A 23,777-nucleotide genomic window follows, 5' to 3' on the forward strand; every position below is an offset into this window, starting at 1 on the left:
CAGTATGGCTGGACTTCTGTATTAATTAGCTACAATATTAACCAATTTTCCTGGAACAGCAATAATCTTTCTGACTGTTTTCCCGTCAATTTGCTCTTTCACTTGACTGTCTTCCATAGCGATTTGCTCTAGAGCATCTTTATTCGCATCAGCTGGAACCATCAATTTTGTTTTTACTTTACCGTTGATTTGGATAACGATTTCGATTTCATCGTCTACCAATTTTGCTTCATCATATGCTGGCCATGCTTCATATGCAATCGTACCTGATGAGCTTCCAAGTTTTTCCCACAGCTCTTCTGTAATATGAGGGCAAATTGGGGAAAGAAGCTTCACAAAGCCTTCAATATAAGCTTTTGGAATCGCATCTGCCTTATAGCACTCATTAATGAAGACCATCATTTGGGAAATAGCTGTGTTAAAGCGTAATCCTTCAAAGTCCTCTGTAACCTTCTTCACCGTTTGGTGGTAGATTTTGTCTAGACCCTTCGCTTCATCGATTTCTTGAACTTTGCTTGAAATCTCACCATTATCATCCACAAGCAATCTCCAAATACGGTCAAGGAATCTTCTTGAACCATCAAGTCCGTTCGTTGACCAAGCTATTGCTGCATCAAGTGGTCCCATGAACATTTCATACAAGCGAAGTGTATCAGCACCATGGCTTGAGACTATTTCATCCGGATTAACTACATTACCTTTAGACTTACTCATTTTTTCATTGTTTTCACCAAGAATCATCCCTTGGTTATACAGCTTTTGGAATGGCTCTTTCGTAGGTACAACGCCTAAATCATACAATACCTTGTGCCAGAAGCGTGCGTACAATAAATGCAGAACCGCATGCTCTACACCACCGATATAAATATCAACTGGAAGCCATTCTTTCAGCTTTTCAGGGTCTGCAATAGCTTCACTGTTTTTCGGATCGATATAGCGGATATAATACCAGCTGCTGCCCGCCCATTGCGGCATTGTGTTTGTTTCACGTCTGCCTTTTTTACCTGTAACCGGATCTACTACATTAACCCACTCAGAGATGTTTGCCAAAGGCGATTCACCAGTTCCAGATGGTTTAATCTCTGCTGTATCAGGCAATGTTAGCGGCAATTCTTCCACAGGGACACCTGTCATTGTGCCATCTTCCCAGTGAATAATTGGAATTGGTTCACCCCAGTATCTTTGACGGCTGAATAACCAGTCACGAAGTCTGTAGGTTACTTTCTTCGTACCGATGCCTTTCTCTTCAAGCCATGCAATCATCTTAGTGATTGCCTCTTCTTTTTGCAGCCCATCAAGGAAGTCAGAGTTAACATGCGCTCCATCACCAGTATAGGCTTCTTCCTGTACATTTCCGCCAGCTACCACTTCTTTAATTGGCAAATCAAAAGTTTTTGCAAACTCGAAGTCTCTTTCATCATGTGCAGGAACTGCCATAATGCTTCCAGTTCCATAGCTGACAAGCACGTAGTCTGCAATCCAAATCGGCATTTTTTCGCCATTCACTGGATTAACAGCATAAGCTCCTGTGAATACACCTGTTTTTTCTTTAGCAAGGTCCGTTCTTTCCAAATCACTCTTGCTCTTAATTTTCTCTAAATATGCTTCAACTGCTTCCTTTTGCTCTGCTGTTGTGATTTTATCAACTAACGCATGCTCAGGAGCAAGTACAGCATAAGTAGCACCAAACAGTGTGTCTGGTCTTGTCGTGAACACAGTGAATGTTTCATCATGGTTATCAATTTGGAAAGTCACTTCCGCTCCTTCAGAACGTCCGATCCAGTTTCTTTGCATTTCTTTAATGCTTTCCGGCCAATCCACTTCATCCAAATCTTCAAGCAAACGGTCAGCATAAGCTGTAATCTTTAAAATCCATTGTCTCATCGGGCGTCTTTCAACAGGATGTCCGCCCCTTTCGCTCTTTCCGTCAATGACCTCTTCATTGGCAAGCACTGTTCCTAAAGCAGGGCACCAGTTAACTGCCACTTCATCAACATATGCTAAGCCTTTTTCAAATAGCTGTAAGAAAATCCATTGTGTCCATTTATAATAATCTGGATCTGTAGTGTTAATCTCTCTGTCCCAGTCATAGGAGAATCCTAAAGAGTTGATTTGACGTCTGAATGTTTCAATATTTTTTTCTGTGAATAGTGCTGGATGGTTGCCTGTATCAAGTGCATATTGTTCTGCAGGTAATCCAAATGCATCCCAACCCATTGGATGAAGAACATTAAAATCCTGCATTCTTTTCATTCTTGAAAGAATATCAGTAGCTGTATATCCTTCTGGATGTCCTACGTGAAGGCCCGCTCCGGATGGATATGGGAACATGTCAAGTGCATAGAATTTCTTTTTCCCTTTATCTTCACTTGTTTTAAACGTTTTATTTTGTTGCCAATAGCTTTGCCATTTCTTTTCTATGTTCTGATGATTAAAGCTCATCTTATTTCCTCCTATTAGTTTTCTATTCGCAGGGTTTGTTTTCCTTAGAAAACAAAAAATCCCCTCATCCCAAATAGGGACGAGAGGAATATATGTATATCTCCCGCGGTACCACCCACAATTAGTGAATAAATCACTCGCTTCATTTATCCCTTAACGCGGTGTACGGCAAGCATTACTGTTAGTTCACACTTGCAACTCAAAGGCGAGTTCAAGATTTTTTTTGACTGGCTTGCACCATCCGCCAGCTCTCTTCAACAAAAAAGCATCTTTACTATTCCTTTTCCTAGCTGTTGCCCTATATGATGTTTATTGTATGTTATTTTCTTCACGGATGCAAGAAGTTATTAAGCAAGAACTATCTCCGCCAGCTCCTTGTTAAGCATATGCACCGTTAAGGATTTCGGTCACCGTTTGTTTGCTTCAAGTGACGCAATAAATTGCAGGAGCTTTTTATCCTGACCTTTGCCAGCAATCACAGATACACCAACAGGAACGCCGTCTACTTCTGCAAGCGGGATATTCACCTGCGGGAAGCCGGTTAACCCAGCAATGCAGCAGAGCTGGAATGTCCTGCTTCTGCGCAGTTCCAGTTCTTCCACCGACAGATTGAGCAGAGGTGCTTTTCCAGGTGATGTTGGAATGATTAAAAGGCCATCATCCTTTAGCAGTTTTTCCATATTTTCTTGAATCATACGTCTTTTCTTTATAAATGGGGACATATCAGCTTCAGCTAGTGTGCTTGCCCATTGAAATCGTTCTGCAATGCCAGGACCGAAGGATGGTTTATACTTTTCAATCCATTTTCCATGCTCCTCCCAAATCTCTCTGCCTTGCAGCATCCTGAACGTCTCTGCCCAGTCAGCAAGCCCCTCATTTGCCAATACCGTTTGCGAATGTGTTAAAGAAGCTGTCTGCCATTTTTTCAACTCCGTTAATAATGCCTCTTTTGCATTAGGTTCAATCAATTCCCATGCATCATCTGCCATCAAAATACGAGTGAAAGGCTCTCTGGAACCTTCCTCTTTAATCAATACGTTGCCAACCTTTCGTAATGTCTCTGCGTCTCTTGCCATCCAACCGACAGTATCAAAGCTTTTAGCTAACGGAATGACTCCTTCCATATCAACAATATTATGAGTTGGACGGATGCCATAGATTCCACAATAAGAAGAAGGAATTCGGACAGACCCGCCCGTATCTGTTCCGATTGCAAAATCAGTTAATTCCGCTGCTACTGCGACTGCTGATCCGCATGATGAGCCGCCAGGAATGCGCTTTGGATCTTTCGGGTTGATTGGAGTTCCATAATAAAAGTTTTCTCCATTAAGACTATACATCAGTTCATCTGTTATCGTCGTTCCTTCAAGCCTTGCGCCATTATTAAGTAACAGGCTGAGAGAGAAAGCTGTACTTGCTGCAGCAGGGTGAGTCTTGAGCCAATCTGGATTTCCTGCCGTTGACTGATGTCCTTTTATAGCAAACACATCCTTAACTGCAAAGCTTAAGCCTGATAATTCCCCTGTATTTAATGGTTCTAATACAACCTCTTTTTTTGCAAATGCCCCAAAATCCTTAACCATCTTCTCCTCATCCTTCCCGTAATTAAACTTGCAAATGTGTGACGATGTTGTAGTCCTTTATCGCCCATTTACTGTCTTTATAATGAATATTGCTTATACAAGCATTTGTTAAGTATGTATTGTCTAATGTAATTTCCTCGTTTGACAGAATTCTTAAAATGGTATGAATGACAGCACCATGAGCAACAAGGAGAACTTTTTGCTGTGGGTAGCTTTGCAGAATATCTGCCAAGCCCTGTTTCAGTCTTTCTGCCAATTCCCAGTAAGGCTCTGCATTAGGATAAAGCATATCAGGATAAAGGACCTGTCTTTCCTCCTTTGTTTTTCCTTCTGCATCCCCAAAGCTTCTTTCAATGAATTCGGCCATTTCTACTATAGGCAGGTTTAGAGACTCGTTTATAATAGCCGCAGTTTCCTTTGCCCGAATAAGAGGGCTTGTGATGATAAGATCCCAGCTAGTTTCCTTCAAATAGTCCCGGCATTGTTCTGCTTGTCTAATTCCGTTCGAGTTTAATGGAATATCGGTTCTGCCTTGAATCTTCCCTAAGGAATTCCAATCTGTCTCTCCGTGCCTTATTAAACAAATATTTGTCATGAATCTTAATTCCTTTCTATACAAGAGCATGATATTTCTACTGTAGATTAAATAGTCTAACTTTTCAATAAATTATCTGTTTTATTCGCACGGTTGTTAAAAGTAACCGTTTTAATTAACAGAAAATAACTAATTTTCCGCCTTCATGCAGATGGAGTTATTTCTATTGCAGGAGTTCTAAAATCGCATTACACTTATTGCTGGTAGCAAATTAAATGGTAAAGGAGCACCACATATGCCTAGAGCACTATGGCTTTTAGTAATTGGAATGGCTGTCAATGTCACCGGCTCTTCTTTGCTTTGGCCATTAAACAGTATATATATCCACGACCACCTCGGAAAATCTCTTACAGTTGCCGGTTTTATCTTAATGCTTAATTCTGGTGCAAGTGTAATCGGGAATTTGGTTGGCGGCGCGCTTTATGATAAATTAGGAGGCTATCTCTCCATTCTTCTGGGAATTTCGTTAACAGCTTTGTCCTTGTTAGGGCTGTCCGTCTGGAATGCTTGGGAAGCTTATTGCTTCTTCTTCACATTGTCAGGCTTTGGATCTGGGATTATTTATCCAAGCATGTATGCAATGGCGGGAAATGTCTGGCCAGAGGGAGGCAGAAAAGCGTTTAACAGCATTTATGTTGCCCAAAACGCTGGAGTTGCATTAGGTTCAGCAATTGGCGGGCTAATTGCTTCCTATTCGTTCACTTGGATTTTTATCTCTAATACATTTATGTATGTTGTATTTTTCTTTATTGCTTTATTGAGCTATAAAAACATCCAAGTTCAACCAATTGTGCAAACGGCAGGAGACAATGGTATAAAAAGAAAGAAAGCACATCGAAATCCAGCTATTTATGCCCTTACTATTCTCGGCTTCGGTTATTTGCTGTGCTGGATTTGTTATGTACAATGGCAAGCGACCATTTCTACACATACACAAGAGTTAAATATTCCGCTTGCACAATACAGTTTACTATGGGCCGTTAACGGCGGCTTAATCGTTTTTGGTCAGCCTCTCATCAGTCTGTTTACGAAGAAAATATGTTCTTCTGTAAAAATGCAGATGTTAATTGGTATTGTTATTTTTATTATTTCTTTCCTTATCGTCGGTCAAGCAGACATGTTTGCAGGGTTCTTAGCTGCCATGATCATTCTCACCGTAGGGGAAATGTTAATATGGCCAGCTGTTCCAACCATTGCAGATAAACTGGCACCAAAGGGGCGGGAAGGCTTCTTCCAAGGTATTATCAACAGTACAGCAACCGGCGGCAGAATGATAGGTCCTTTATTAGGAGGCTATCTAGTCGATGTTAATGGAATTGGCCTGCTAGTACCTGTATTAATTTTCTTACTTGTTATTGGTATGGCAGCTGCTTACTTCTATGATGCACCATTAAAAACCAGCAAGCTTAGAGTACCTAAAACAGAATAATATTAAAAGGGCGATTCATCATTAGAATCGCCCTTTTTGATGCATTACTAAGACTCTTTATGGTAAATGTAGGGCCATTTGATTTTGCTTATCCTGTATAAGCAGCCTCATTCTGTATAATTGATCCCTTTGCTGCGCGTTGGCACTATGATCCATCGTTTGCAAGTCATTAAATACATTTTCCAGCTGAAATTGTGCATCTGTATATTCTTCTATATTATAATGCTCCTGCATTTGAGCAATTTTATACTGTTCTTCTGCATAGCCTATCGCTGTATTACATCTTTCCAAAAGCTCATCCATAGAATCACGAGTTGCCAATATATAGCCCTCCCAACAAGTGTTGCTGTCTTTGAAGCAATAGTGCTTCGCTACATATTATCTGTAGTCTGCAACCTTCTTATGACTTCCTTTTCTTTACTGAATTAGCGGTTTATATAAAACTGTTTGGAGAAGCAGCAGTTACATGTTAAAATTTTTGTTATGCATTTAGATTGCATTATAAGGAGGTCATTCTTTTGAGTCAGCAAAATCCTTTTGCTTATGCAGCTGATAATAAAAGATATCATACATGGAATTATCATTTGCGAGGCGAGTTTGGACATAAAGTATTTAAAATCGCACTAGACGGAGGCTTCGATTGCCCTAACCGGGACGGCACGGTGGCACACGGCGGCTGTACTTTCTGCAGTGCTGCTGGTAGCGGTGACTTTGCAGGGAATCGTGTCGATTCATTGGAAAAGCAATTTCACGATATAAAAAACAAAATGCATGGAAAGTGGAAAGACGGCAAATATATGGCTTATTTCCAAGCATATACAAATACACATGCTCCTGTTGAAGTGCTGAGAGAAAAGTATGAAACTGTTTTGAAGCAGGAAAATGTTGTAGGCATTTCCATTGCGACAAGACCAGATTGTCTTCCTGATGATGTTGTTGAATATTTGGCAGAACTGAATGAGCGCACCTATTTATGGGTGGAGCTTGGCTTGCAGACTGTCCATGAAAAAACAGCACAGCTTATTAATAGAGCCCATGATTATCAAACATATGTGGATGGTGTTAATAAACTGAGAAAACATAATATCCGCATTTGCTCACATATCATTAACGGGCTTCCACTTGAGACGAATGAAATGATGATGGAAACAGCGAAAGAAGTGAGCAAGCTTGATGTGCAAGGAATTAAAATTCACTTGCTTCATTTGCTGAAGGGCACACCTATGGTTAAACAATATGAAAAAGGATTGCTTAAGTTTCTAACCTTTGACGAATATATTCAGCTTGTTTGCGACCAGCTGGAAATATTGCCGCCAAGTATGATCATTCATCGAATTACAGGCGATGGACCGATTGATTTAATGGTTGGACCAATGTGGAGTGTCAACAAATGGGATGTACTGAACAGCATTGATGCAGAATTGAAAAGACGTGACAGCTGGCAAGGAAAATTTTATAATGCGGAAAAGGTGACGATATGAAGCTGGAACGCATACTTCCCTTTGCAAGAACATTGTTAGAAAATGCAATCGATGAAGACGATATTGCCATTGATGCGACAATGGGAAATGGTCATGACACCTGTTTTCTGGCAAACCTTGTAGGAGAAGGCGGCAAGGTATACAGCTTCGATATTCAGGATCAGGCCCTTGAAGCAACGAAAAGCAGACTTGCAGCCCAGTCCCTTACTAATCGGGTAATTCTTACTAAAACAGGGCATGAAAATGTGGAAAAAATTATTCCTGAAAAACTGCATGGACTTGTGAAGGGTGCTATTTTCAATTTAGGCTATTTGCCTGGTGGAGATAAATCAATCGTTACAAATTCGAACACGACTATAATGGCAGTCGAACAAATATTTAACATGCTTGCACCAGAAGGAATCATTATTCTTGTCATTTATCATGGACATACTGAAGGTGCACAAGAAAGAGACGAGCTGCTTACATTCGCTGAAAACTTCAGTCAGGAAAAAGCGCATGTTTTAAAATATCAGTTCATTAACCAAAAAAACAACCCGCCTTTTATTATTGCCATTGAGAAAAGATAAATAAGAAAAAATGCCGGATAATCAGTAAGACTGATTCCCGGCATTTTTTTATTTCTTTTCGTTTAAGGAAGGGTGAAGCAGACAATACATGAGGCAATCATAAATATGTTCATTTTGAACCATATATTTTGCCAAAGTACCTTCTTTATGAAAACCTGCTCTTTCCAGCATTTTTTGAGATGAATTATTTTCAGGATACACAATCGCTGAGATTCGGTTCAATTGCAAAGCAGAAAATCCGTATGATATAACTTCAGAAATAGCCTCCATCCCATAGCCCTTTTTCCAAAAATCCGGGTGAAGCTCATAACCGATTTCAGCCCGCTTATGCTTTTGATGCCATGCATGATAGCCAATTGTCCCAATAAAAGCGCCGCTGTCCTTTTCTACCATTCCCCAGCGAATTCCTTTTTGCATGCTGTAATTCATATTGAAAATTGCCAGCAAGGAACGTGCTTCCTCAATTGTGGTAAAAGGCTCTTGCCCGTAGTGCACCGTAACGTCAGGACGACTTAATATACTATAAATCGCTTTAACATCTTTTTCTTCTATCTCTCTTAAAAGCAACCGATCTGTTTCTAGTTCAGGAAACATCTGCAACTCCCCTTGTCGGCCTACATTTATTTAGATATCGTCTTCATCATTCCTGCTGGAATCATCTTTTGAAACTTGCGGTATGCTCGTCCATTAATATAAAAGAAGTAGCCAACCGGACCGGAAGTTTTAATAATTTCCCTTGCCAGCTTTCTAATATTTTGCTGCTTATATACTTTCTCGTCAGATAAGTAGACACCGAGCAGTCCTCTGTTAATAAGTTTGTGGAACCGTTGATGAGGGAGATTTTTTGTATGTCTGTCTGCTTCTTCTACAAAATGCTTTAACCGGCTGAAAAGCTCTTCTTCATCTTTATAATAGAAGCAGAAATTTAAATCGCCGCCCTGTCTGTCTTCTTCCTGATCGATAAAGTAATCTAATAATATGTGAAGACCTTGTATATATGGAAAATAGCCGTCTCGAATATTGGAGGAATAAGCTGGCTGAAAATCCTTTCTTAATGCATAAGAAACTAAACAAAATATCCCTAATGTTGAACCGGAGCATGCAGAGAATTCATACCAATCCATTTCAGGTATTGCGTGCTTGTTCTCATCAAACCATGATTTCAATCTTGGAATTCTTTCCTCTACCATAACATGCTTATGTATTTGCAAATCGCAATAATAACGGCAAAGTTCAAGTAACTGGTCTTTAATATATTCGTAATTCTCTAGCTCTGCGAGTGTGTCCCGGCATGTCTTGGCTAAATCATACAAGTAGCCGCCGTCGTCTTGATCCTCTCGGAACCGGTAATAGTTAGTGGGTTGTGCCCCGACTGTGAGCGCATGCTCCATTGATTCATGCAGTGCAGAGAAATCCCGCGGATCTAATGAAGTGCTCCGGTCACATAGATTATCAAGATAATCGCTGATTGTTTGGTATGCCACAATAAATTTAATGGCAGTCTTATATTCATGCCTTGAAATAAGGGCCATGATTGATCCGCCTTCACAGTGGAATGTTTTGTCCTTTATGCTCGCCAAAGCCTGTCTTTGCAGCTCAGGATTTGGAATTTGCTTTGCTCTGTTCGTCCAATAGTTCAGTTCCTTGTGAACAACAGGAAAAACCTTTAAATACACTTTAGACATTAATGTTAGTGGCATGTTTGGTACAGACATTTTTAAAACCTCACTTATACAATATAACCTATCGATTTTAGCTGACTATTGATAAAATCAAGCGCATAGTCAAACACATCATCTCGTTCCGGCTCGTTAAAGATTTCATGGTAGCATTGTGGCCATTCTTTAAATCTCTTTTCTGATAATGGTACCATATTGAACCAGTTTTTTACCATTTTTTTATCTACTACTGAATCGTCTCCCCCTTGCATAAGAAGAAGAGGCAAATCCTGCATTTTGTTTACATTCGCAAAGGCTGCAGCCATTGCACTAATCAGTTCTCTATACCATCTTACAGACACTTTTGTAATATATAAGGTATCGTTGCTATCTATTTCCCTAATTTCTGCATTTCTAGTCGCCATTTCGATTGTTAAGCCTGTATTCATGCGCAGTCTAGGCGCAGCTTTGTTCAAAAGGATTGAAATGGCGCTCAACAGCTTCGGCGGATATTTTTTTAACCCAAGACATGGCGATGAGAGAATAAGACCAGCAAGCTTAAGATTCTCCTGTTGCAGCAGACGAATAGATGCCAAGCCTCCTAAGCTGTGTGCAATCAAAAAAACCGGCAATTCAAATTGGTAGGCTGCTTGAATCCAGTCTTTAACTTCAATTGTATACTCACTGAAAGAGTCGATATGCCCCCTGCTTGACCGTGTTGTCATGCCTTGGCCTGGAAGATCCCCCATCACGACATGAAAACCAGATAAGCGAAACATTTCAATTAGCCAACCGTAACGGCGATGATGCTCCATAGCACCATGAACAATCACGACGACTGCTTTAGCCTCTCCTTCCGCTTCCCATTTCCACATAAAAAATCTCCCCCATTCGACTTATCACAGTATTGCTTCTTCTATTATGTAACACGTAAATGCACTTTGACAAATTTTTAAATTAAATTACGGCGATTGTTCCTGATTATTTAAGGAAAATTAAAGGTTGCCGCAGTACTCTATATTTGATAAAACACATATTTAATACAAAAAATCGGTTTTTATATTATGCACTAACGGGAAAAAAATATTAAAAAATAACCAAATGCAGCCTCTTTAGGCGTGAAAGGTATCTTCAAGTCAAGAAAGTTCATTTCTTACTATTTATTTTCTCAAAATTTATCCGATAAATACTTATATAAGAAATAGGTGATGAAAATGAATACAAACGAAATAATACTATACTCTGTCCTTGCTCTATTCTTCGTATTATTCCTTGTAGTTCAAAAAAGGCTTACTAAAATTGTAAAAGGACTGCTCTTTTCCTTAATAGCCATATTAGTTGGCATCAGCTTTTATGTATTAAATTTAGACGGTTCTAAGAATTTTGCGCTTGCAAAAGAGCGGGTAGAGGAAATAGCTGTTACAGCTAAAGAAAATGTAGAAAAATTGAGTTCAAAAGTAACTATAAAAGAATCTGTGTTATTGGAAGCAACTGCAATGAATCAACTGCCAGAGCTTCCGAGAGGCTGTGAAGTGACGGCTCTTGCGATGCTTTTGCAATATGCAGGTGTAGATGTAGATAAGATGACACTTGCAGAAGAAATTACTAAAAATACTACAGCATATGAAGTCGTTAACGGTACTATTTATTATGGCAATCCTAATGATGGGTTTGTCGGAGATATGTATTCCCTTGAAGGTCCGGGGCTTGGTGTTTATCATAAGCCGATTGCTGAGCTAGCGGAAAAATATCTTCCAGGAGCAATCGTTGATTTTACTGGCTCTGATTTCGATTCGGTAAAAGAACAGCTTTCAGAAGGCCGTCCAGTTTGGGTTATTACTAATTCAAAATTCCAAGAGCTTTCTGATGATAATTTCCGCACATGGGTAACTCCAAGCGGCACAATCGATATCACATATTCCGAGCATTCCGTCCTGATAACTGGCTATGACGAAGATTATGTTTACTTTAATGATCCATTGACAGGTGAACAAAATAAAAAAGCACCCATCGATGATTTTATTGCATCGTGGGTGCAGATGGGAAGCCAAGCAATAACTTACAGCAACTAACTTCCCTACTCCATTAATTAAACAAGTGTTTTTTCTTTTAAATATTCCTTTTCGAAGGAATATTTTTTTTCGATATAAACACTATGCCAAACCATAAACATCAATACAGTCCAAATTTTGCGGCTGTTGTCAGCTTTACCTTGGCAATGGTCTTCCAATAGCTGCAATACAACAGATTTGTTCAGCAAATGGTCTGTATCGCTTTCTTTAATGATTGTTTTTGCCCATTCGTTCATCTCATCTTTTAACCAGTGACGAATTGGCACAGGGAAGCCTAGTTTTTTACGTGTTAATACATGCTCAGGCACAAAGCTTTCCGCTGCTTTTCTTAAAATATACTTTGTAGTTCCATTTGCAGTCTTTAAGCTAGACGGTATTTTAGAAGCTACTTCAAACACAGCTTTATCTAAGAAAGGTACACGCAATTCTAGAGAGTGAGCCATTGTCATTTTGTCTGCTTTCAGCAAAATATCTCCTCTCATCCATGTGTGGATGTCAATAAACTGCATGCGGTCAACTGGATCATAACCTTTGCTTTCTTCATAAAGAGGTTTTGTAATATCTGTATGATCAATATTTTTGTTGTAGATGGACAGCAACTGTGCTTTTTCACTTTCACTGAACATCTTAGCATTTCCGATATATCTTTGTTCCATCGGTGTCACACCGCGTTCAATAAAGCTCTTTCCTTTAACACCTTCAGGAAGAATCGCTGCAATAGCACGCAACAGGGACTTACCAATTTTAGGAATTTTATTAAATACTTCCAATGACTGCGGCTCACGGTAAATATTGTATCCGCCAAACAGTTCATCTGCACCTTCGCCTGAAAGAACAACTGTAACATGTTTTCTAGCTTCTTGTGCAACAAAGTATAAAGGCACACATGCTGGATCAGCAAGCGGATCATCCATATGCCACATAATTTTCGGAATTTCATTCATATATTCCTGTGGTGTAATGATGCGGCTGATGTTTTCTAAACCAAGCTTATCCGCTGTTTCCTTCGCTACGTCAATTTCACTGAAACCATTATGCTCAAACCCGACAGAGAATGTTTTAATTCCAGGATGGAATTCTTTCGCAATACTAGCAATAATCGATGAATCAATTCCGCCGGAAAGGAAAGAACCAACAGGAACATCGCTTCGCATATGCATTTTTACACTGTCAAACAGCACATCTTTAATTTCTTTAACGAACTCTGATTCCGTTTTGTTCACAGGCTGGAAAGATGCTCTCCAATAGCGTTTAATATCCATTGGCTCACCAAGTTTTTTCGTGAAGTAATGACCTGGCTCAAGCTTGTTGATGCCTTCTGACATTGTATTAGTCTCAGGAACAAACTGGTAAGTCATATAATGCTGAAGAGACTCATAGTTTAATACATCGCTTTCTAATGCCATTGCAATACTCTTTTTCTCTGATGCAAAGTAAGTCTTTTCACCATCATCAAAATAGAAGAAAGGCTTGATTCCAAATGGATCACGAGCACCATACAATGTTTTTTCCTGCTTGTCCCAAATAACAAATGCAAACATGCCGCGAAGTTTTTCAACAGCCTTTTCTTTTTCATGGCTGTAAAGGGCAATGATTACTTCTGTATCTGAGTTAGTTTGGAACGTTAAGCCTGCCTTCACTAGCTCTTCTCTGATTTCCAAATAGTTATAAACTTCTCCGTTGAAGATGATCCAATAACGTTCATTTTCATATGTTAACGGCTGATGCCCAGACTCGATATCAATAATACTCAATCTTCTGAAGCCGAATTGGATATGTTCATCATAGAAGTATCCTTCATCATCCGGTCCACGGTGTGTAATAATTCTATTCATATTCGCAAATTGTTCTTTTTGCGCCTCTTGGAAGTTTTGCTCTTTTTCATGTATACAGCCTACAAAACCACACATACTGCTCACCTACTCCATTCTTCTCCTGTTACTAAGGAGACCTAAATTACTGTTAGTATAAACTTTTACTGTTAATCTTTAAATGTAATCCGAGCTATTTTAAAACATTATTATGTCCTATTAGCAAATATTGACTACCATTTATATTTTACATTAATCCATTATAGACGAAAGTCTTGATAATTTTAAGAGCTAAAAACAAGTAAAATTTTCTACTGACTTATTAGACGGAAAAAGAAAGAAGGAGTTACACTTTATTACCGTGCAACTCCTTCTTTTATTTTCCAGCGACAGCTGTTTTTAATACATCTGATTTATCTGTACGTTCCCAAGGCAAATCTAGGTCATTACGTCCAAAATGTCCGTATGCTGCTGTTTGCTTATAAATTGGGCGACGCAAGTCCAGCATTTTAATAATTCCTGCTGGGCGAAGGTCGAAGTTTTCGCGGACAGCGTCTACCAGAACTTCTTCTGATACAGTGCCTGTATTAAATGTGTCAATAGAAATGGAAACTGGCTGAGCAACACCGATTGCATATGCAAGCTGCACTTCAACCTTGTCTGCTAATCCTGCTGCCACGATGTTTTTCGCTACATAGCGTGCTGCATATGCTGCAGAGCGGTCTACTTTAGTTGGATCCTTCCCAGAGAAAGCTCCGCCGCCATGTCTTGCATAACCGCCATATGTATCTACGATAATCTTTCTTCCTGTCAATCCTGCATCACCTTGTGGTCCGCCAATAACGAAACGGCCAGTTGGATTAATGAAATACTTCGTATTTTCATCAATTAATTCTGCTGGAACAACTGGATTAATTACATATTCCTTAATATTGCGTTGAATTTGCTCTAATGTCACTTCAGGGTGATGCTGTGTGCTGATAACAATTGTATCAATTCTTACAGGTTTATCATTTTCATCATATTCAACAGTAACTTGCGTTTTGCCGTCCGGACGCAAATATGGCAAGATTTCCTCTTTACGCACTTCAGCCAGTCTTCTAGAAAGCTTATGAGCTAAAGAGATTGGCAAAGGCATAAGCTCTTTTGTCTCATTGCATGCAAAGCCGAACATTAATCCTTGGTCCCCTGCACCGATCGCTTCTATTTCTTCATCTGACATTGTTCCTTCACGTGCTTCAAGGGCTTGGTCCACACCAAGAGCGATATCAGCAGACTGCTCATCAATAGAAGTAAGCACTGCGCTCGTTTCTGCATCGAAACCATATTTTGCACGAGTGTAGCCAATTTCCTTAACTGTTTCTCTTACAATTTTCGGTATATCCACATATGTAGATGTAGTTATTTCCCCTGCAACTAAAACTAATCCTGTTGTTACAGATGTTTCTGCTGCAACACGGGCATTTGCATCTTTTGCTAGAATAGCGTCTAAAATCGCATCTGAAATTTGGTCACAGATTTTATCCGGATGACCTTCCGTTACCGATTCAGAAGTAAACAAGCGACGTTTTGATGACATCTGATTTCCTCCTTATTATAAGGCAAGCACTCTTGCCCTCTAAATTGATACGGTACTCATTCCCTAGATAGTATGAAGTAAACAAGGCGTTTTTATCCGAGAAGTGTTATCCTTTGGCAAAAAACACTTGCTCAAAAACACACATGAAAAATATACATTTTTTTAAAAGATAATGGACCAGATTGCATACAAAAAACCTTTTCAATAGTGAAAAGGCTCCAAGCAAAATTGATTCGCACCTTTCACTCTTATCGTTCAAGGATATTTCCTTGCTACAGGTTAGCACCTTTCCTAAGAGAATGTCTGCTCCATCCATCAATTAAATGGATGTTTCAGCCTATTTTCTTCACATAGTAGGTTGCTGGGTTTCATCGGGCCAGTCCCTCCACCAGCTCAGGATAAGAGAGTATCCGTTCAAGATTTCATAATAGCTCAAACTTTTAATTACTGTCAATATATTTATCTTTAATTAGTCGAATTTAATGCAATCAATTTGTATGTTATTTTCGTTTTTCCATCAGACCACTCCAGTTTTTCAATGGAAGCAGTTCCGATAAGTTCTCCTTTAATGGTCTTTCTGACTTCTAAAGGAATATGCAGGGGATATAAACGATATGCTTCTTTTTCGAGTTGAAACCAATTCTCCTCAAGGCGCAATTCATTTCCTTTGGTAACAATCATTGTATTTAATTCTAAGGGCATTCCCATTTTTCGTTCTCCCTCCTTCTTATCCTTACTTATATTCTACCAGCTTTTCACTGTGTTTTTTCATCCAACTGCATAAATTTTCTACAACCTTCCGATTGACTTTAGGAGGGAAATAGTGAGTGAATTCTGGAAAGTACCATGTTTCAACGGTTTTCCCTTGCTTTAGAAGCCCCTCTTCCAGCTTTTTGCTGTGTTCAATGGACACATTTGTATCCTGCATTCCATGAATAATTAAAGTAGGTGCGCAAATCTTGTCCAAATAATGAAGAGGCGTTCTCTCTTGAAACCGTTCCGGATATTTTGCCGGTGTGCCGCCAATGACTCTTTTCATCATTCTCCGCAAATCCTTCCTTTCTTCATATGTCAGCACCATATCAGAAACACCGCCCCATGTGACAATAGAAGCAACAGGACAATAAATGCCAACAAACAAAGCCATAACACCGCCTCTTGAAAAACCAAAAACATGGACTCGTTTAACGCTCGGGTAATTTTTCAGCAGATGAAAAGCAGCAATTCCATCTTCCCGATCTTCTCCAGCGAAATCTTCATTTCCTTCTCCACCTTGATTGCCCCGGTAAAATGGTGCAAACACAATAAAGCCCTCTGCAGCGAATTGAACAATTCTGCCTGGTCTAACCTTGCCAACATTTTTTATTCCGCCTCGTAAATACAAAAATCCGTCTGAAATGTCTTCCTGTTTAGGTACAGCAAGTAATCCTTTTACTTTCAAACCATTTACAGCATATGTAACGATATACAAGTCAATTGAAGGATTTGGGGAGGGGAATCTGATTTGCTCCAATATCTCTCCATTCATGCGAATCCCACCTTTTTATTTTTTTGTATAATACCCCAAATTTTCTCCTGATAATTGTTCCATCATTCTTTTTATACAATAATCAATCGTCCTATCTTTCATAATATAGCTGAAAGATTTATGAAAACGGACATCTAATATATCTCCGTTATAGATTCTTGGCCCTTCTGTTTCTAAATAATTATCTCTATGCTGCAGGGAAGAGATATGTGCAAAATAGACTGCTTTAACAAACTTAGAATCTTTTTCATGGACCTCATACTCTGCAATCCAAGTAAGCTTGCCGACAATTCCGCCTGTTTCTTCCATCACTTCCCGTCTGCATGCTTCCATTAGTGTTTCCTTGTCTTCGACTTTGCCTCCTGGAAATTCAATGCCTCTCGTTTTATGCTTTGTCATCAGCCATTTTCCATCCCATAAACAAATGACTAAAACATGTTTTGCAGGAAGAGAAAATGCATTTTTCTCAAATGATAAATTCACTTTTAGTCCATTATTGTCATAGAATGTTTTCATCATTGCCTCACATTCATTAGTAATCATTTTTCTAGTCCTACTGGAATATCTTTCAATTGATAGGGTATGTAACCATTATAAAGAATAGGGGTATAATAATGAAACTGAAAGCTTTAATTAAGTTGTGGCGAAAATAGACATTCTCCGATATTATAGTAAGTATAATTAATAAAGCGGTTACATTAATACACACCGATATACCATTTGGAGGGAATGGATCATGAAATTAGTCGATGAATTATATAATTTATATAAGAATAAGCTAACTGGTGATGAGGAAGATATTGATATGCTAGCATTCGCCTTTTTAGAGGAAATGTCTAGAGAAGATCTTCTTCATATCATCCAAGAGCTAAATGAGCAAGAGCTGTATGACTTGATGGGCTTATATTTAATTGAAAGCCTTAAAGGCAAATTTGCCAAAGATGATTATCGTCAGCAAGGTCATACATTGTTTTCGCCAAGAAACCTGCACTAATTCACTCTGCAAAAAAAGACAAGTTCCAAGCGGACTTGTCTTTTCCTTTTTAACCTTCATTCTCTACCTGCAGGAAATCTATTTAGAGCTTTAGCTCATTGGTCATGGATTTGTCCTTTATCAAGTTTTAAATAACCTCTATTAAGTACTTTTACCATCTGGATGTTTCGTTTAATATTGTTTGTTGGAGGGAAGATTATATGGGAACAAAATAGTTTTCAACATCAATCATTTTCACCTATAATGATACAGAAATCTTCAGTACTACCATTTTTTGAACCTTTTGTTGCTCTCGACCTTTGGCGTGAAGTGGTTGCAGATGATACACAAAAGAAATATTTAAAAGACAAAGGTTGAAAGGGATTGTTCTATGCACGTATACACTATTTTATTAAGTACAATCATTTTACTTAACATTATCTTCGCTTTCCTAGTCATTTTCTTTGAAAGAAAAGATCCCATCGCCACTTGGGCATGGCTCATGGTTTTGACCTTTATCCCAATACTAGGATTTATTTTATACCTTCTTATTGGTCAAAATTTGCGAAATAGGAAAATGTTCCAATGGGATGAGCGAAAAAAGCTTGGAATCGAACAAGTCTTGGCGTCTCAATTATTGCAAATCAGTTCAAATCAGCTGCGCACTACAAATGAAGTTATTAGAAATAATCAAGATCTTATTTATATGAATTTATTCAATAATGATGCTGTTTTGACAGAAAATAACGCAGTCGATATTTATACAGACGGCAAGGAAAAGTTCGACCAATTATTAAAAGATATTATGGCAGCTAAAAAATCAATCCATCTGCAATATTATATCTTTAAAAATGATGGGATAGGTTCCAAACTGATTGCAGCCTTAACTGAGAAGGCAAAGGAAGGGCTGGAAGTAAGGCTCTTGTATGATGAGCTTGGCTCGAGAACTTTACAAAAGCGCGCTTTTAAGGAATTAAAAGCTGCCGGTGGGCAAGTTGCCGTCTTTTTCCCAAGCAAGTTTCATTTAATTAATTTACGGATGAATTACCGTAATCATCGAAAGCTTGCCATTATCGACGGGCATATCGGCTATATTGGAGGCTTTAATGTTGGGGATGAATATTTAGGATTGAATCCTAAATTCGGCTACTGGCGCGACACGCATCTTCGTATTGTCGGCACAGCCATTTATGCTATTCAGACAAGGTTTATTCTTGACTGGAACCAAGCGGCCGCACACCATGAAATTCATTACTCTCCAGATTATTTTCCTGGTAAGCTTGACGAAATTATCGGGAATATCGGGATGCAGATTGTCTCAAGCGGTCCAAACTCTGAGTGGGAGCAAATCAAAAATGGCTATATTAAAATGATTACAGCTGCTAAGGATTCGGTTTTTATTCAAACACCTTACTTTATTCCTGACGCGAGCTTGCTTGATACTTTAAGAATTGCAGCCCTATCAGGGATAGATGTTAAAATTATGATACCAAACAAGCCTGACCATATGTTTGTTTATTGGGCGACATATTCCTATATTGGTGAAATGCTAAAAGCAGGAGCAAAGGTATATATATATGAAAATGGTTTTATTCACGCCAAGACATTGCTTGTTGACCGGAAAATCAGCTCTGTAGGTACTGCTAATATTGATATGAGAAGCTTCCGTCTGAATTTTGAGGTAAATGCATTTATATATAGTGAGGAAATAGCGAATTCACTGACTGACGGCTTTATGGAGGATATGAAGCTATGCACTCCCCTTTCATTAGACAGCTATTCAAAAAGAGCATTATGGATTAAATTTAAGGAATCATTCTCTCGATTATTAAGTCCACTGTTATAAAAAAGAGGTGCTAGATAGCACCTCTTTTGCTTTGCTTATGCGAAAACTTGCTTCAAGTCTTCTTTGCTTTGCTTTAACCAGAACTGCATAAGCTTTTTTGCTCCCTCAAGATCATGAAGCTTCGCTTGGCCGCATTGTGTTTCATTTGCAGCAGGAATTTCTGTGATTTCAACTGCTGTTTTCATTGTATCTTCAAGCAAATCGATAACTTCTTCCACAGTCGGCTCACCGCTGACAACTAAGTAATAGCCAGTTTGGCAGCCCATTGGGGAAATATCAATAATATCAAAATGATTATATTTTTCTACATGTGCACGAAGATTAAATGCTAATAAATGCTCTAATGTATGAATCACATCAGGCTTCATTGCCTGTTTGTTCGGCTGGCAGAAACGGATATCATATTTATTAACAACCCCGTCACTTCCTACTTTGTGGACACCACAGTGTCTAACATACGGAGCTTTTACGGCATTATGATCTAGTTCAAAGCTTTCAACTGAAGGCATTCATGTCATCCCCTTTTTTTTCGTTACCTCATTATAACGTAAAACCCGAGTATTTTCATCAACTTAATTATATTATATTTTTCCAATTTAAGAATGTTCGTAAAATGGAGTGCTGTCATTTTCTTCTCTTTAACAGTCATGCTATACTGACTTCAAGTAAGCATTAGAAATTAGGAGTGCAAAATATAAATGATAAGCAAACTGTTCATCTTACTAATCCGGTTTTATCAAAAGGCCATTTCACCACTTACTCCGCCCTCCTGCCGCTTCTATCCTACCTGTTCCTCTTATGGTTTAGAGGCTATCAGAAAGCATGGTGCATGGAAGGGCGGATATTTAACAATAAGGCGCATTCTCAAGTGCCATCCATTTCATCCAGGCGGCATTGATCCAGTCCCGGAAGAATGGCCGCACAAAAAGGATCATTCCCCTAATTAAGCTTTATAGCCATCGACTACAAGGTCAAGCTTTCCTGTTTTAGGATCAATTACTAAGCCGTGAACAGGAACATTTGGTGGAAGAAGGGGATGATTCTTCACCATCTTAACACTATGTGACACACTTTCTTCAACAGAACTAAAGCCTGTTAGCCATTTATCCAAGTCCATGCCGGAGTTTTCTAATGTGCTGATAGTATCCTCAGAAATTCCTCTATCCTTCATTTTATCAAGCATAGAGTCATAATTTAAGGCACTCATTCCACAATCATGATGTCCGATAATCATTACTTCATCTGCCTTTAATTCATAGACAGCTACAAGAATGCTTCGCATGATACTTCCGAAAGGATGTACTACTACTGCCCCAGCATTTTTTACAAGCTTTACATCACCGTTAGAAATATTCAAAGCATGTGGCAGAAGCTCAAGCAGTCTTGTATCCATACAAGTAAGAATAACCATTTTTTTATTTGGGAATTTCGTTGTTATGTAACGCTCGTATTTGTTTTCTGCTACAAATTGTTCGTTGAAAGTTAAAATTTCATTTAATAATGTCATTATCCTTATCTCCTATCTTATCTACTCTTTTTTTTACTATATCCATCTATTATATAGTAAGTAAAAAATCTTTTGAAGACAACTCCTAATAACTAAAAGCCTGTATCTATCCATTCTTACATAATTGCGCCAATTCCTGAAAATACTAACAGCAGTATTCGGAATACAAAAGGAAAGGATAGATATTAATGGATCATCTAGTTACTGCTCGAAGCATGTTCGGGATGACGATGGGGTTTCACATCATCTTCGCAACAATCGGGGTCGGACTGCCTTTAATGATGTTAGTGGCAGAAATTCTTTATCAAAGAAAGAAGGACCTTGATTATGTCATCATGGCGAAAAGATGGACAAAGACATTTGGGATTTTGCTTGGTGTCGGTATTCCCACAGGGACGATTGCCGGCCTTCAGCTTTCCTTGTTATGGCCAGGCTTCATGAAAGTGATTGGAGAGGTAATGGCACTCCCTTTTCAGATAGAAATCTATGCTTTCTTCATAGAGGCATTATTTATGTCCATCTATGTGTATGCAGCCGAAAGGATTCCACCATGGGCCAGAATCAGCAGTCTTATTCTTGTTGCAATTGGTGCCCTTGCATCTGCCATCCTTATTACAAATGTACATGCCTTTGAAGGAACACCGCAAGGATTTCGCATGGAAGACGGACAAATTACAGACGTAGATCCATGGAAGGCTTTCTTCAATCCTACCTTTTTTGTATCCGCAGGACATGTAGCGATGAGTGCTTATACAACAGGAGCCTTTGTTGTCGCAGCTGTTTCTGCATTTAAGATGTTAAAACAGCCATTCGGCTCGCGCATCTTTCAGTTCCATCAGAAAGCATTGATTTTAAGTATTTCAGTCGGTGCTGTCTTTTCCTTATTGACTGCCTTAAATGGACATGAGTCTGCTCAAAAACTGTATGAATATCAGCCGGAAAAGCTCGCTGCTGCTGAAGGGCTCTTTGAAACACAGTCTCATGCACCTCTCGCCATTGGCGGTTTCACAGACAAGGAGAATAGAGAAATAACCGGTGCGATTGAAATACCATGGGCACTTAGCTTTTTAGCAGGAAACAGCTTTGATACGGTTGTCACAGGCTTAAATGACTTTCCTGAGGAATATTGGCCGCCGCTTTATGTTCATACACTATTCAATGCCATGGTGGGGATAGGCTCCTTTCTAATTCTCCTTTCCTTCGCTTCATTGGCATGGAAATTCCTTTTGAAAAAGGAGCGTTTTCCTAAATTTATTATGTGGATCTTTGTAGCTTCTGGTCCTCTCGCTATTGCTAGCATAGAATTCGGCTGGATTTTTGCTTGTACAGGCCGTCAGCCTTGGACTATTTACAGGCAGTTATCAACGGCAGATTCGGTAACTACAAGCGGCAACCTTCCATTGCTGTTTTTCTCTTTTATGATTGTTTATATCATTTTAGGGGTTACGGTGGCTTTAGTACTTATCTATTACTTCCGCAAAAACACAGTACTGAAGGACTTAAATGCTGCAAAGGAAAAAGAGATCCCGCTGTTTGGATCTAACAGTTAAGGAGTGTTAGCAACATGACAGATTCATTACTGGCGATTACTGTACTGTGGGGATTTGTATTCATATACGCCATTATGGCAACGATGGACTTTGGTGCAGGCTTCTGGTCGATGGTTTACATCAACAGGGAAAAAACGCGAGCAACAAATATTGCAAACCGTTATCTTTCTCCAACATGGGAAGTAACGAATACTTTTGTTGTTGCCATCGTTGTTGCAGTTTACAGCTTATTTCCAAAAGCTGCTTATACTTTAGGAACGGTTCTGCTTATACCAGGAAGCATCATTCTTCTGCTTTTGGCAATCAGAAGTGCCTTCCTTGTTTTTTCAAATATTGTGGAAGAATACCGCAAGCCGCTAACGTATATTTCAGGCATTACTGGAATGCTGATTCCAGGTATTTTACTCAGTGTCCTTCCAATCACCCATGGAGGATTTGTTGTATTTCAAGATGGCAAGCAAAGCCTTGATCTCGTCGGATTGTTCTCTAGTCCTAACGAATATGCCTTTTTCGGCTTTGCATTAAGCAGCACACTTTTTCTATCTTCGTTGCTTCTGGCAGATTATTCAAATGTTTCGAATGAACCTGAGGCCTATCGGCTATACAGGAGGGATGCAATTATTCTCGGTCCTATTTCTTTATTGATGGCAGTATTTATCATGCTCACATTAAAGCAGGATGCCAATTGGATTTATGTAAAAATGATGGATGATTTATATTTGCTTCTCCTTTCTCTTTTCTTCTTTATACTTGGGGGAGCAGGTCTTTTCCTTCCCTCACGAAAAAATAAAGACATAAAGGGAATGCCCAGGCTCGCTATAGTATCCATTACTATTCAATATTTAATGGCTAGCTATGTTTACGGTAAAGCGCATCTTCCATATATCGTTTATCCTGAAGTAACAATCACATCGTCCTTTACTAGTCCTAGCTCATTTCATGCGATATTCGCAACTTATATTGCAGCTTTCATTATTCTGTTTCCTGGTTTTTATTTCTTTTGGAAATTGTTTATGCATGATAAAAAATACTTACAGCAAAAGGCGACTAAAAAATAGGACATCACTGCTACAAGTATAAAATTTTCGTTTCTGCTTCATACTAAGTATAGGAAGAGGGCTACCCAATTCCTGTAAATCATAAGCCAACTAAGG

General features: G+C 39.0%; 23 protein-coding genes, 1 riboswitch and 1 other annotated feature. Of the genes, 9 read left to right on the forward strand and 14 right to left on the reverse strand.

What is annotated here, in order from left to right:
- Positions 1 to 21 precede the first annotated feature (21 nt).
- From leuS to ACLIJJ_RS25850, 3 genes are all read right to left on the reverse strand, one after another.
- Positions 22 to 2,442 (reverse strand): leucine--tRNA ligase, encoded by a 2,421-nt coding sequence (gene leuS / locus ACLIJJ_RS25840; protein ID WP_251646814.1) that lies wholly within the window; start codon positions 2,440 to 2,442, stop codon positions 22 to 24.
- Between the two features lie 72 nt (positions 2,443 to 2,514).
- Positions 2,515 to 2,739 (reverse strand) — a binding site (T-box leader).
- 110 nt (positions 2,740 to 2,849) lie between these two features.
- A complete protein-coding gene (locus ACLIJJ_RS25845; RefSeq protein ID WP_233317627.1) occupies positions 2,850 to 4,025 on the reverse strand; it encodes an amidase in 1,176 nt (391 codons plus the stop codon).
- A 22-nt stretch (positions 4,026 to 4,047) separates the two neighbouring features.
- On the reverse strand, positions 4,048 to 4,620 hold the full coding sequence (locus ACLIJJ_RS25850) for a histidine phosphatase family protein (protein WP_237941817.1): 573 nt from the start codon (positions 4,618 to 4,620) through the stop codon (positions 4,048 to 4,050).
- Positions 4,621 to 4,855: 235 nt separating this feature from the next.
- Here ACLIJJ_RS25850 and ACLIJJ_RS25855 point away from each other — a divergent pair, with 235 nt between their 5' ends.
- Complete coding sequence (locus ACLIJJ_RS25855) at positions 4,856 to 6,049, forward strand: MDR family MFS transporter (RefSeq protein ID WP_233317623.1); 1,194 nt, start codon at positions 4,856 to 4,858, stop codon at positions 6,047 to 6,049.
- 57 nt (positions 6,050 to 6,106) lie between these two features.
- Here ACLIJJ_RS25855 and ACLIJJ_RS25860 read toward each other — a convergent pair whose 3' ends face one another.
- A complete protein-coding gene (locus ACLIJJ_RS25860) occupies positions 6,107 to 6,370 on the reverse strand; it encodes a YtzC family protein (protein ID WP_233317621.1) in 264 nt (87 codons plus the stop codon).
- Positions 6,371 to 6,567: 197 nt separating this feature from the next.
- Here ACLIJJ_RS25860 and mnmL point away from each other — a divergent pair, with 197 nt between their 5' ends.
- A complete protein-coding gene (gene mnmL / locus ACLIJJ_RS25865) occupies positions 6,568 to 7,530 on the forward strand; it encodes a tRNA modification radical SAM protein MnmL/YtqA (protein ID WP_411411909.1) in 963 nt (320 codons plus the stop codon).
- Positions 7,527 to 8,099: a tRNA 5-(aminomethyl)-2-thiouridylate-methyltransferase MnmM gene (gene mnmM, locus ACLIJJ_RS25870; protein WP_233317617.1), complete on the forward strand. Its 573-nt coding sequence runs from the start codon at positions 7,527 to 7,529 to the stop codon at positions 8,097 to 8,099. The genes mnmL and mnmM overlap by 4 nt, the downstream gene beginning before the upstream one ends.
- 48 nt (positions 8,100 to 8,147) lie before the next feature.
- Here mnmM and ACLIJJ_RS25875 read toward each other — a convergent pair whose 3' ends face one another.
- From ACLIJJ_RS25875 to ACLIJJ_RS25885, 3 genes are read right to left on the reverse strand one after another with little or no spacing between them, the layout of a single operon-like run.
- The gene (locus ACLIJJ_RS25875; RefSeq protein ID WP_233317615.1) at positions 8,148 to 8,693 is read right to left on the reverse strand and encodes a GNAT family N-acetyltransferase; all 546 of its coding nucleotides are present in this window, start codon (positions 8,691 to 8,693) and stop codon (positions 8,148 to 8,150) included.
- 26 nt (positions 8,694 to 8,719) lie between these two features.
- Complete coding sequence (locus ACLIJJ_RS25880; RefSeq protein ID WP_233317614.1) at positions 8,720 to 9,814, reverse strand: tetraprenyl-beta-curcumene synthase family protein; 1,095 nt, start codon at positions 9,812 to 9,814, stop codon at positions 8,720 to 8,722.
- Between the two features lie 14 nt (positions 9,815 to 9,828).
- The gene (locus ACLIJJ_RS25885; RefSeq protein ID WP_233317613.1) at positions 9,829 to 10,632 is read right to left on the reverse strand and encodes an alpha/beta hydrolase; all 804 of its coding nucleotides are present in this window, start codon (positions 10,630 to 10,632) and stop codon (positions 9,829 to 9,831) included.
- 339 nt (positions 10,633 to 10,971) lie between these two features.
- Here ACLIJJ_RS25885 and ACLIJJ_RS25890 point away from each other — a divergent pair, with 339 nt between their 5' ends.
- Positions 10,972 to 11,829, forward strand: coding sequence for a C39 family peptidase (locus ACLIJJ_RS25890; RefSeq protein ID WP_411411910.1), 858 nt, complete (start codon positions 10,972 to 10,974; stop codon positions 11,827 to 11,829).
- A gap of 17 nt (positions 11,830 to 11,846) precedes the next feature.
- Here the strand turns inward: ACLIJJ_RS25890 and asnB are convergent, their stop codons facing one another.
- The 5 genes from asnB to ytkD all read right to left on the reverse strand — a co-directional run bounded on the left by asnB (position 11,847) and on the right by ytkD (position 17,266).
- Positions 11,847 to 13,739, reverse strand: a complete 1,893-nt coding sequence (gene asnB / locus ACLIJJ_RS25895) for an asparagine synthase (glutamine-hydrolyzing) (RefSeq protein WP_233317722.1) — start codon at positions 13,737 to 13,739, stop codon at positions 11,847 to 11,849.
- A 277-nt stretch (positions 13,740 to 14,016) separates the two neighbouring features.
- Positions 14,017 to 15,219: a methionine adenosyltransferase gene (gene metK, locus ACLIJJ_RS25900; RefSeq protein WP_233317609.1), complete on the reverse strand. Its 1,203-nt coding sequence runs from the start codon at positions 15,217 to 15,219 to the stop codon at positions 14,017 to 14,019.
- Positions 15,220 to 15,464: 245 nt separating this feature from the next.
- A riboswitch (SAM riboswitch) is annotated at positions 15,465 to 15,624 on the reverse strand.
- A 60-nt stretch (positions 15,625 to 15,684) separates the two neighbouring features.
- On the reverse strand, positions 15,685 to 15,927 hold the full coding sequence (locus ACLIJJ_RS25905) for a DUF2584 domain-containing protein (protein WP_233317607.1): 243 nt from the start codon (positions 15,925 to 15,927) through the stop codon (positions 15,685 to 15,687).
- A gap of 25 nt (positions 15,928 to 15,952) precedes the next feature.
- Positions 15,953 to 16,747, reverse strand: coding sequence for an alpha/beta hydrolase family protein (locus ACLIJJ_RS25910; protein WP_233317606.1), 795 nt, complete (start codon positions 16,745 to 16,747; stop codon positions 15,953 to 15,955).
- A gap of 15 nt (positions 16,748 to 16,762) precedes the next feature.
- Positions 16,763 to 17,266 (reverse strand): RNA deprotection pyrophosphohydrolase, encoded by a 504-nt coding sequence (ytkD, locus tag ACLIJJ_RS25915; protein WP_411411911.1) that lies wholly within the window; start codon positions 17,264 to 17,266, stop codon positions 16,763 to 16,765.
- A 217-nt stretch (positions 17,267 to 17,483) separates the two neighbouring features.
- Between ytkD and ACLIJJ_RS25920 the strand changes: the two genes are divergently transcribed.
- Together ACLIJJ_RS25920 and cls are read left to right on the forward strand one after the other, a co-directional pair.
- Positions 17,484 to 17,741, forward strand: coding sequence for a DUF6154 family protein (locus tag ACLIJJ_RS25920; protein ID WP_233317602.1), 258 nt, complete (start codon positions 17,484 to 17,486; stop codon positions 17,739 to 17,741).
- A gap of 370 nt (positions 17,742 to 18,111) precedes the next feature.
- Positions 18,112 to 19,566, forward strand: coding sequence for a cardiolipin synthase (gene cls / locus ACLIJJ_RS25925; protein ID WP_411411912.1), 1,455 nt, complete (start codon positions 18,112 to 18,114; stop codon positions 19,564 to 19,566).
- A gap of 35 nt (positions 19,567 to 19,601) precedes the next feature.
- Here the strand turns inward: cls and ACLIJJ_RS25930 are convergent, their stop codons facing one another.
- Positions 19,602 to 20,075 (reverse strand): S-ribosylhomocysteine lyase, encoded by a 474-nt coding sequence (locus ACLIJJ_RS25930; protein WP_233317599.1) that lies wholly within the window; start codon positions 20,073 to 20,075, stop codon positions 19,602 to 19,604.
- A 189-nt stretch (positions 20,076 to 20,264) separates the two neighbouring features.
- Here ACLIJJ_RS25930 and yidD point away from each other — a divergent pair, with 189 nt between their 5' ends.
- Positions 20,265 to 20,513, forward strand: coding sequence for a membrane protein insertion efficiency factor YidD (yidD, locus tag ACLIJJ_RS25935; RefSeq protein ID WP_245399887.1), 249 nt, complete (start codon positions 20,265 to 20,267; stop codon positions 20,511 to 20,513).
- On the opposite strand, the gene ACLIJJ_RS25940 is transcribed toward yidD, so the two are convergent.
- Entirely contained in the window at positions 20,510 to 21,073 is a 564-nt protein-coding gene (locus ACLIJJ_RS25940; RefSeq protein WP_233317598.1) for a beta-class carbonic anhydrase, read from the reverse strand. The genes yidD and ACLIJJ_RS25940 overlap by 4 nt on opposite strands.
- A 188-nt stretch (positions 21,074 to 21,261) precedes the next feature.
- On the opposite strand from ACLIJJ_RS25940, the gene ACLIJJ_RS25945 reads away from it, so the two are divergent.
- Positions 21,262 to 22,623 carry a cytochrome ubiquinol oxidase subunit I gene (locus ACLIJJ_RS25945; protein ID WP_233317596.1) on the forward strand — a complete coding sequence of 454 codons (1,362 nt, stop codon included), beginning with the start codon at positions 21,262 to 21,264 and terminating at the stop codon, positions 22,621 to 22,623.
- Positions 22,624 to 22,637: 14 nt separating this feature from the next.
- Positions 22,638 to 23,681, forward strand: a complete 1,044-nt coding sequence (locus tag ACLIJJ_RS25950; protein ID WP_233317595.1) for a cytochrome d ubiquinol oxidase subunit II — start codon at positions 22,638 to 22,640, stop codon at positions 23,679 to 23,681.
- The last annotated feature ends 96 nt before the right edge of the window (positions 23,682 to 23,777 follow it).

Source organism: Niallia laureatilytica, from assembly GCF_046613985.1.
GTDB lineage: Bacteria > Bacillota > Bacilli > Bacillales > Cytobacillaceae > Niallia.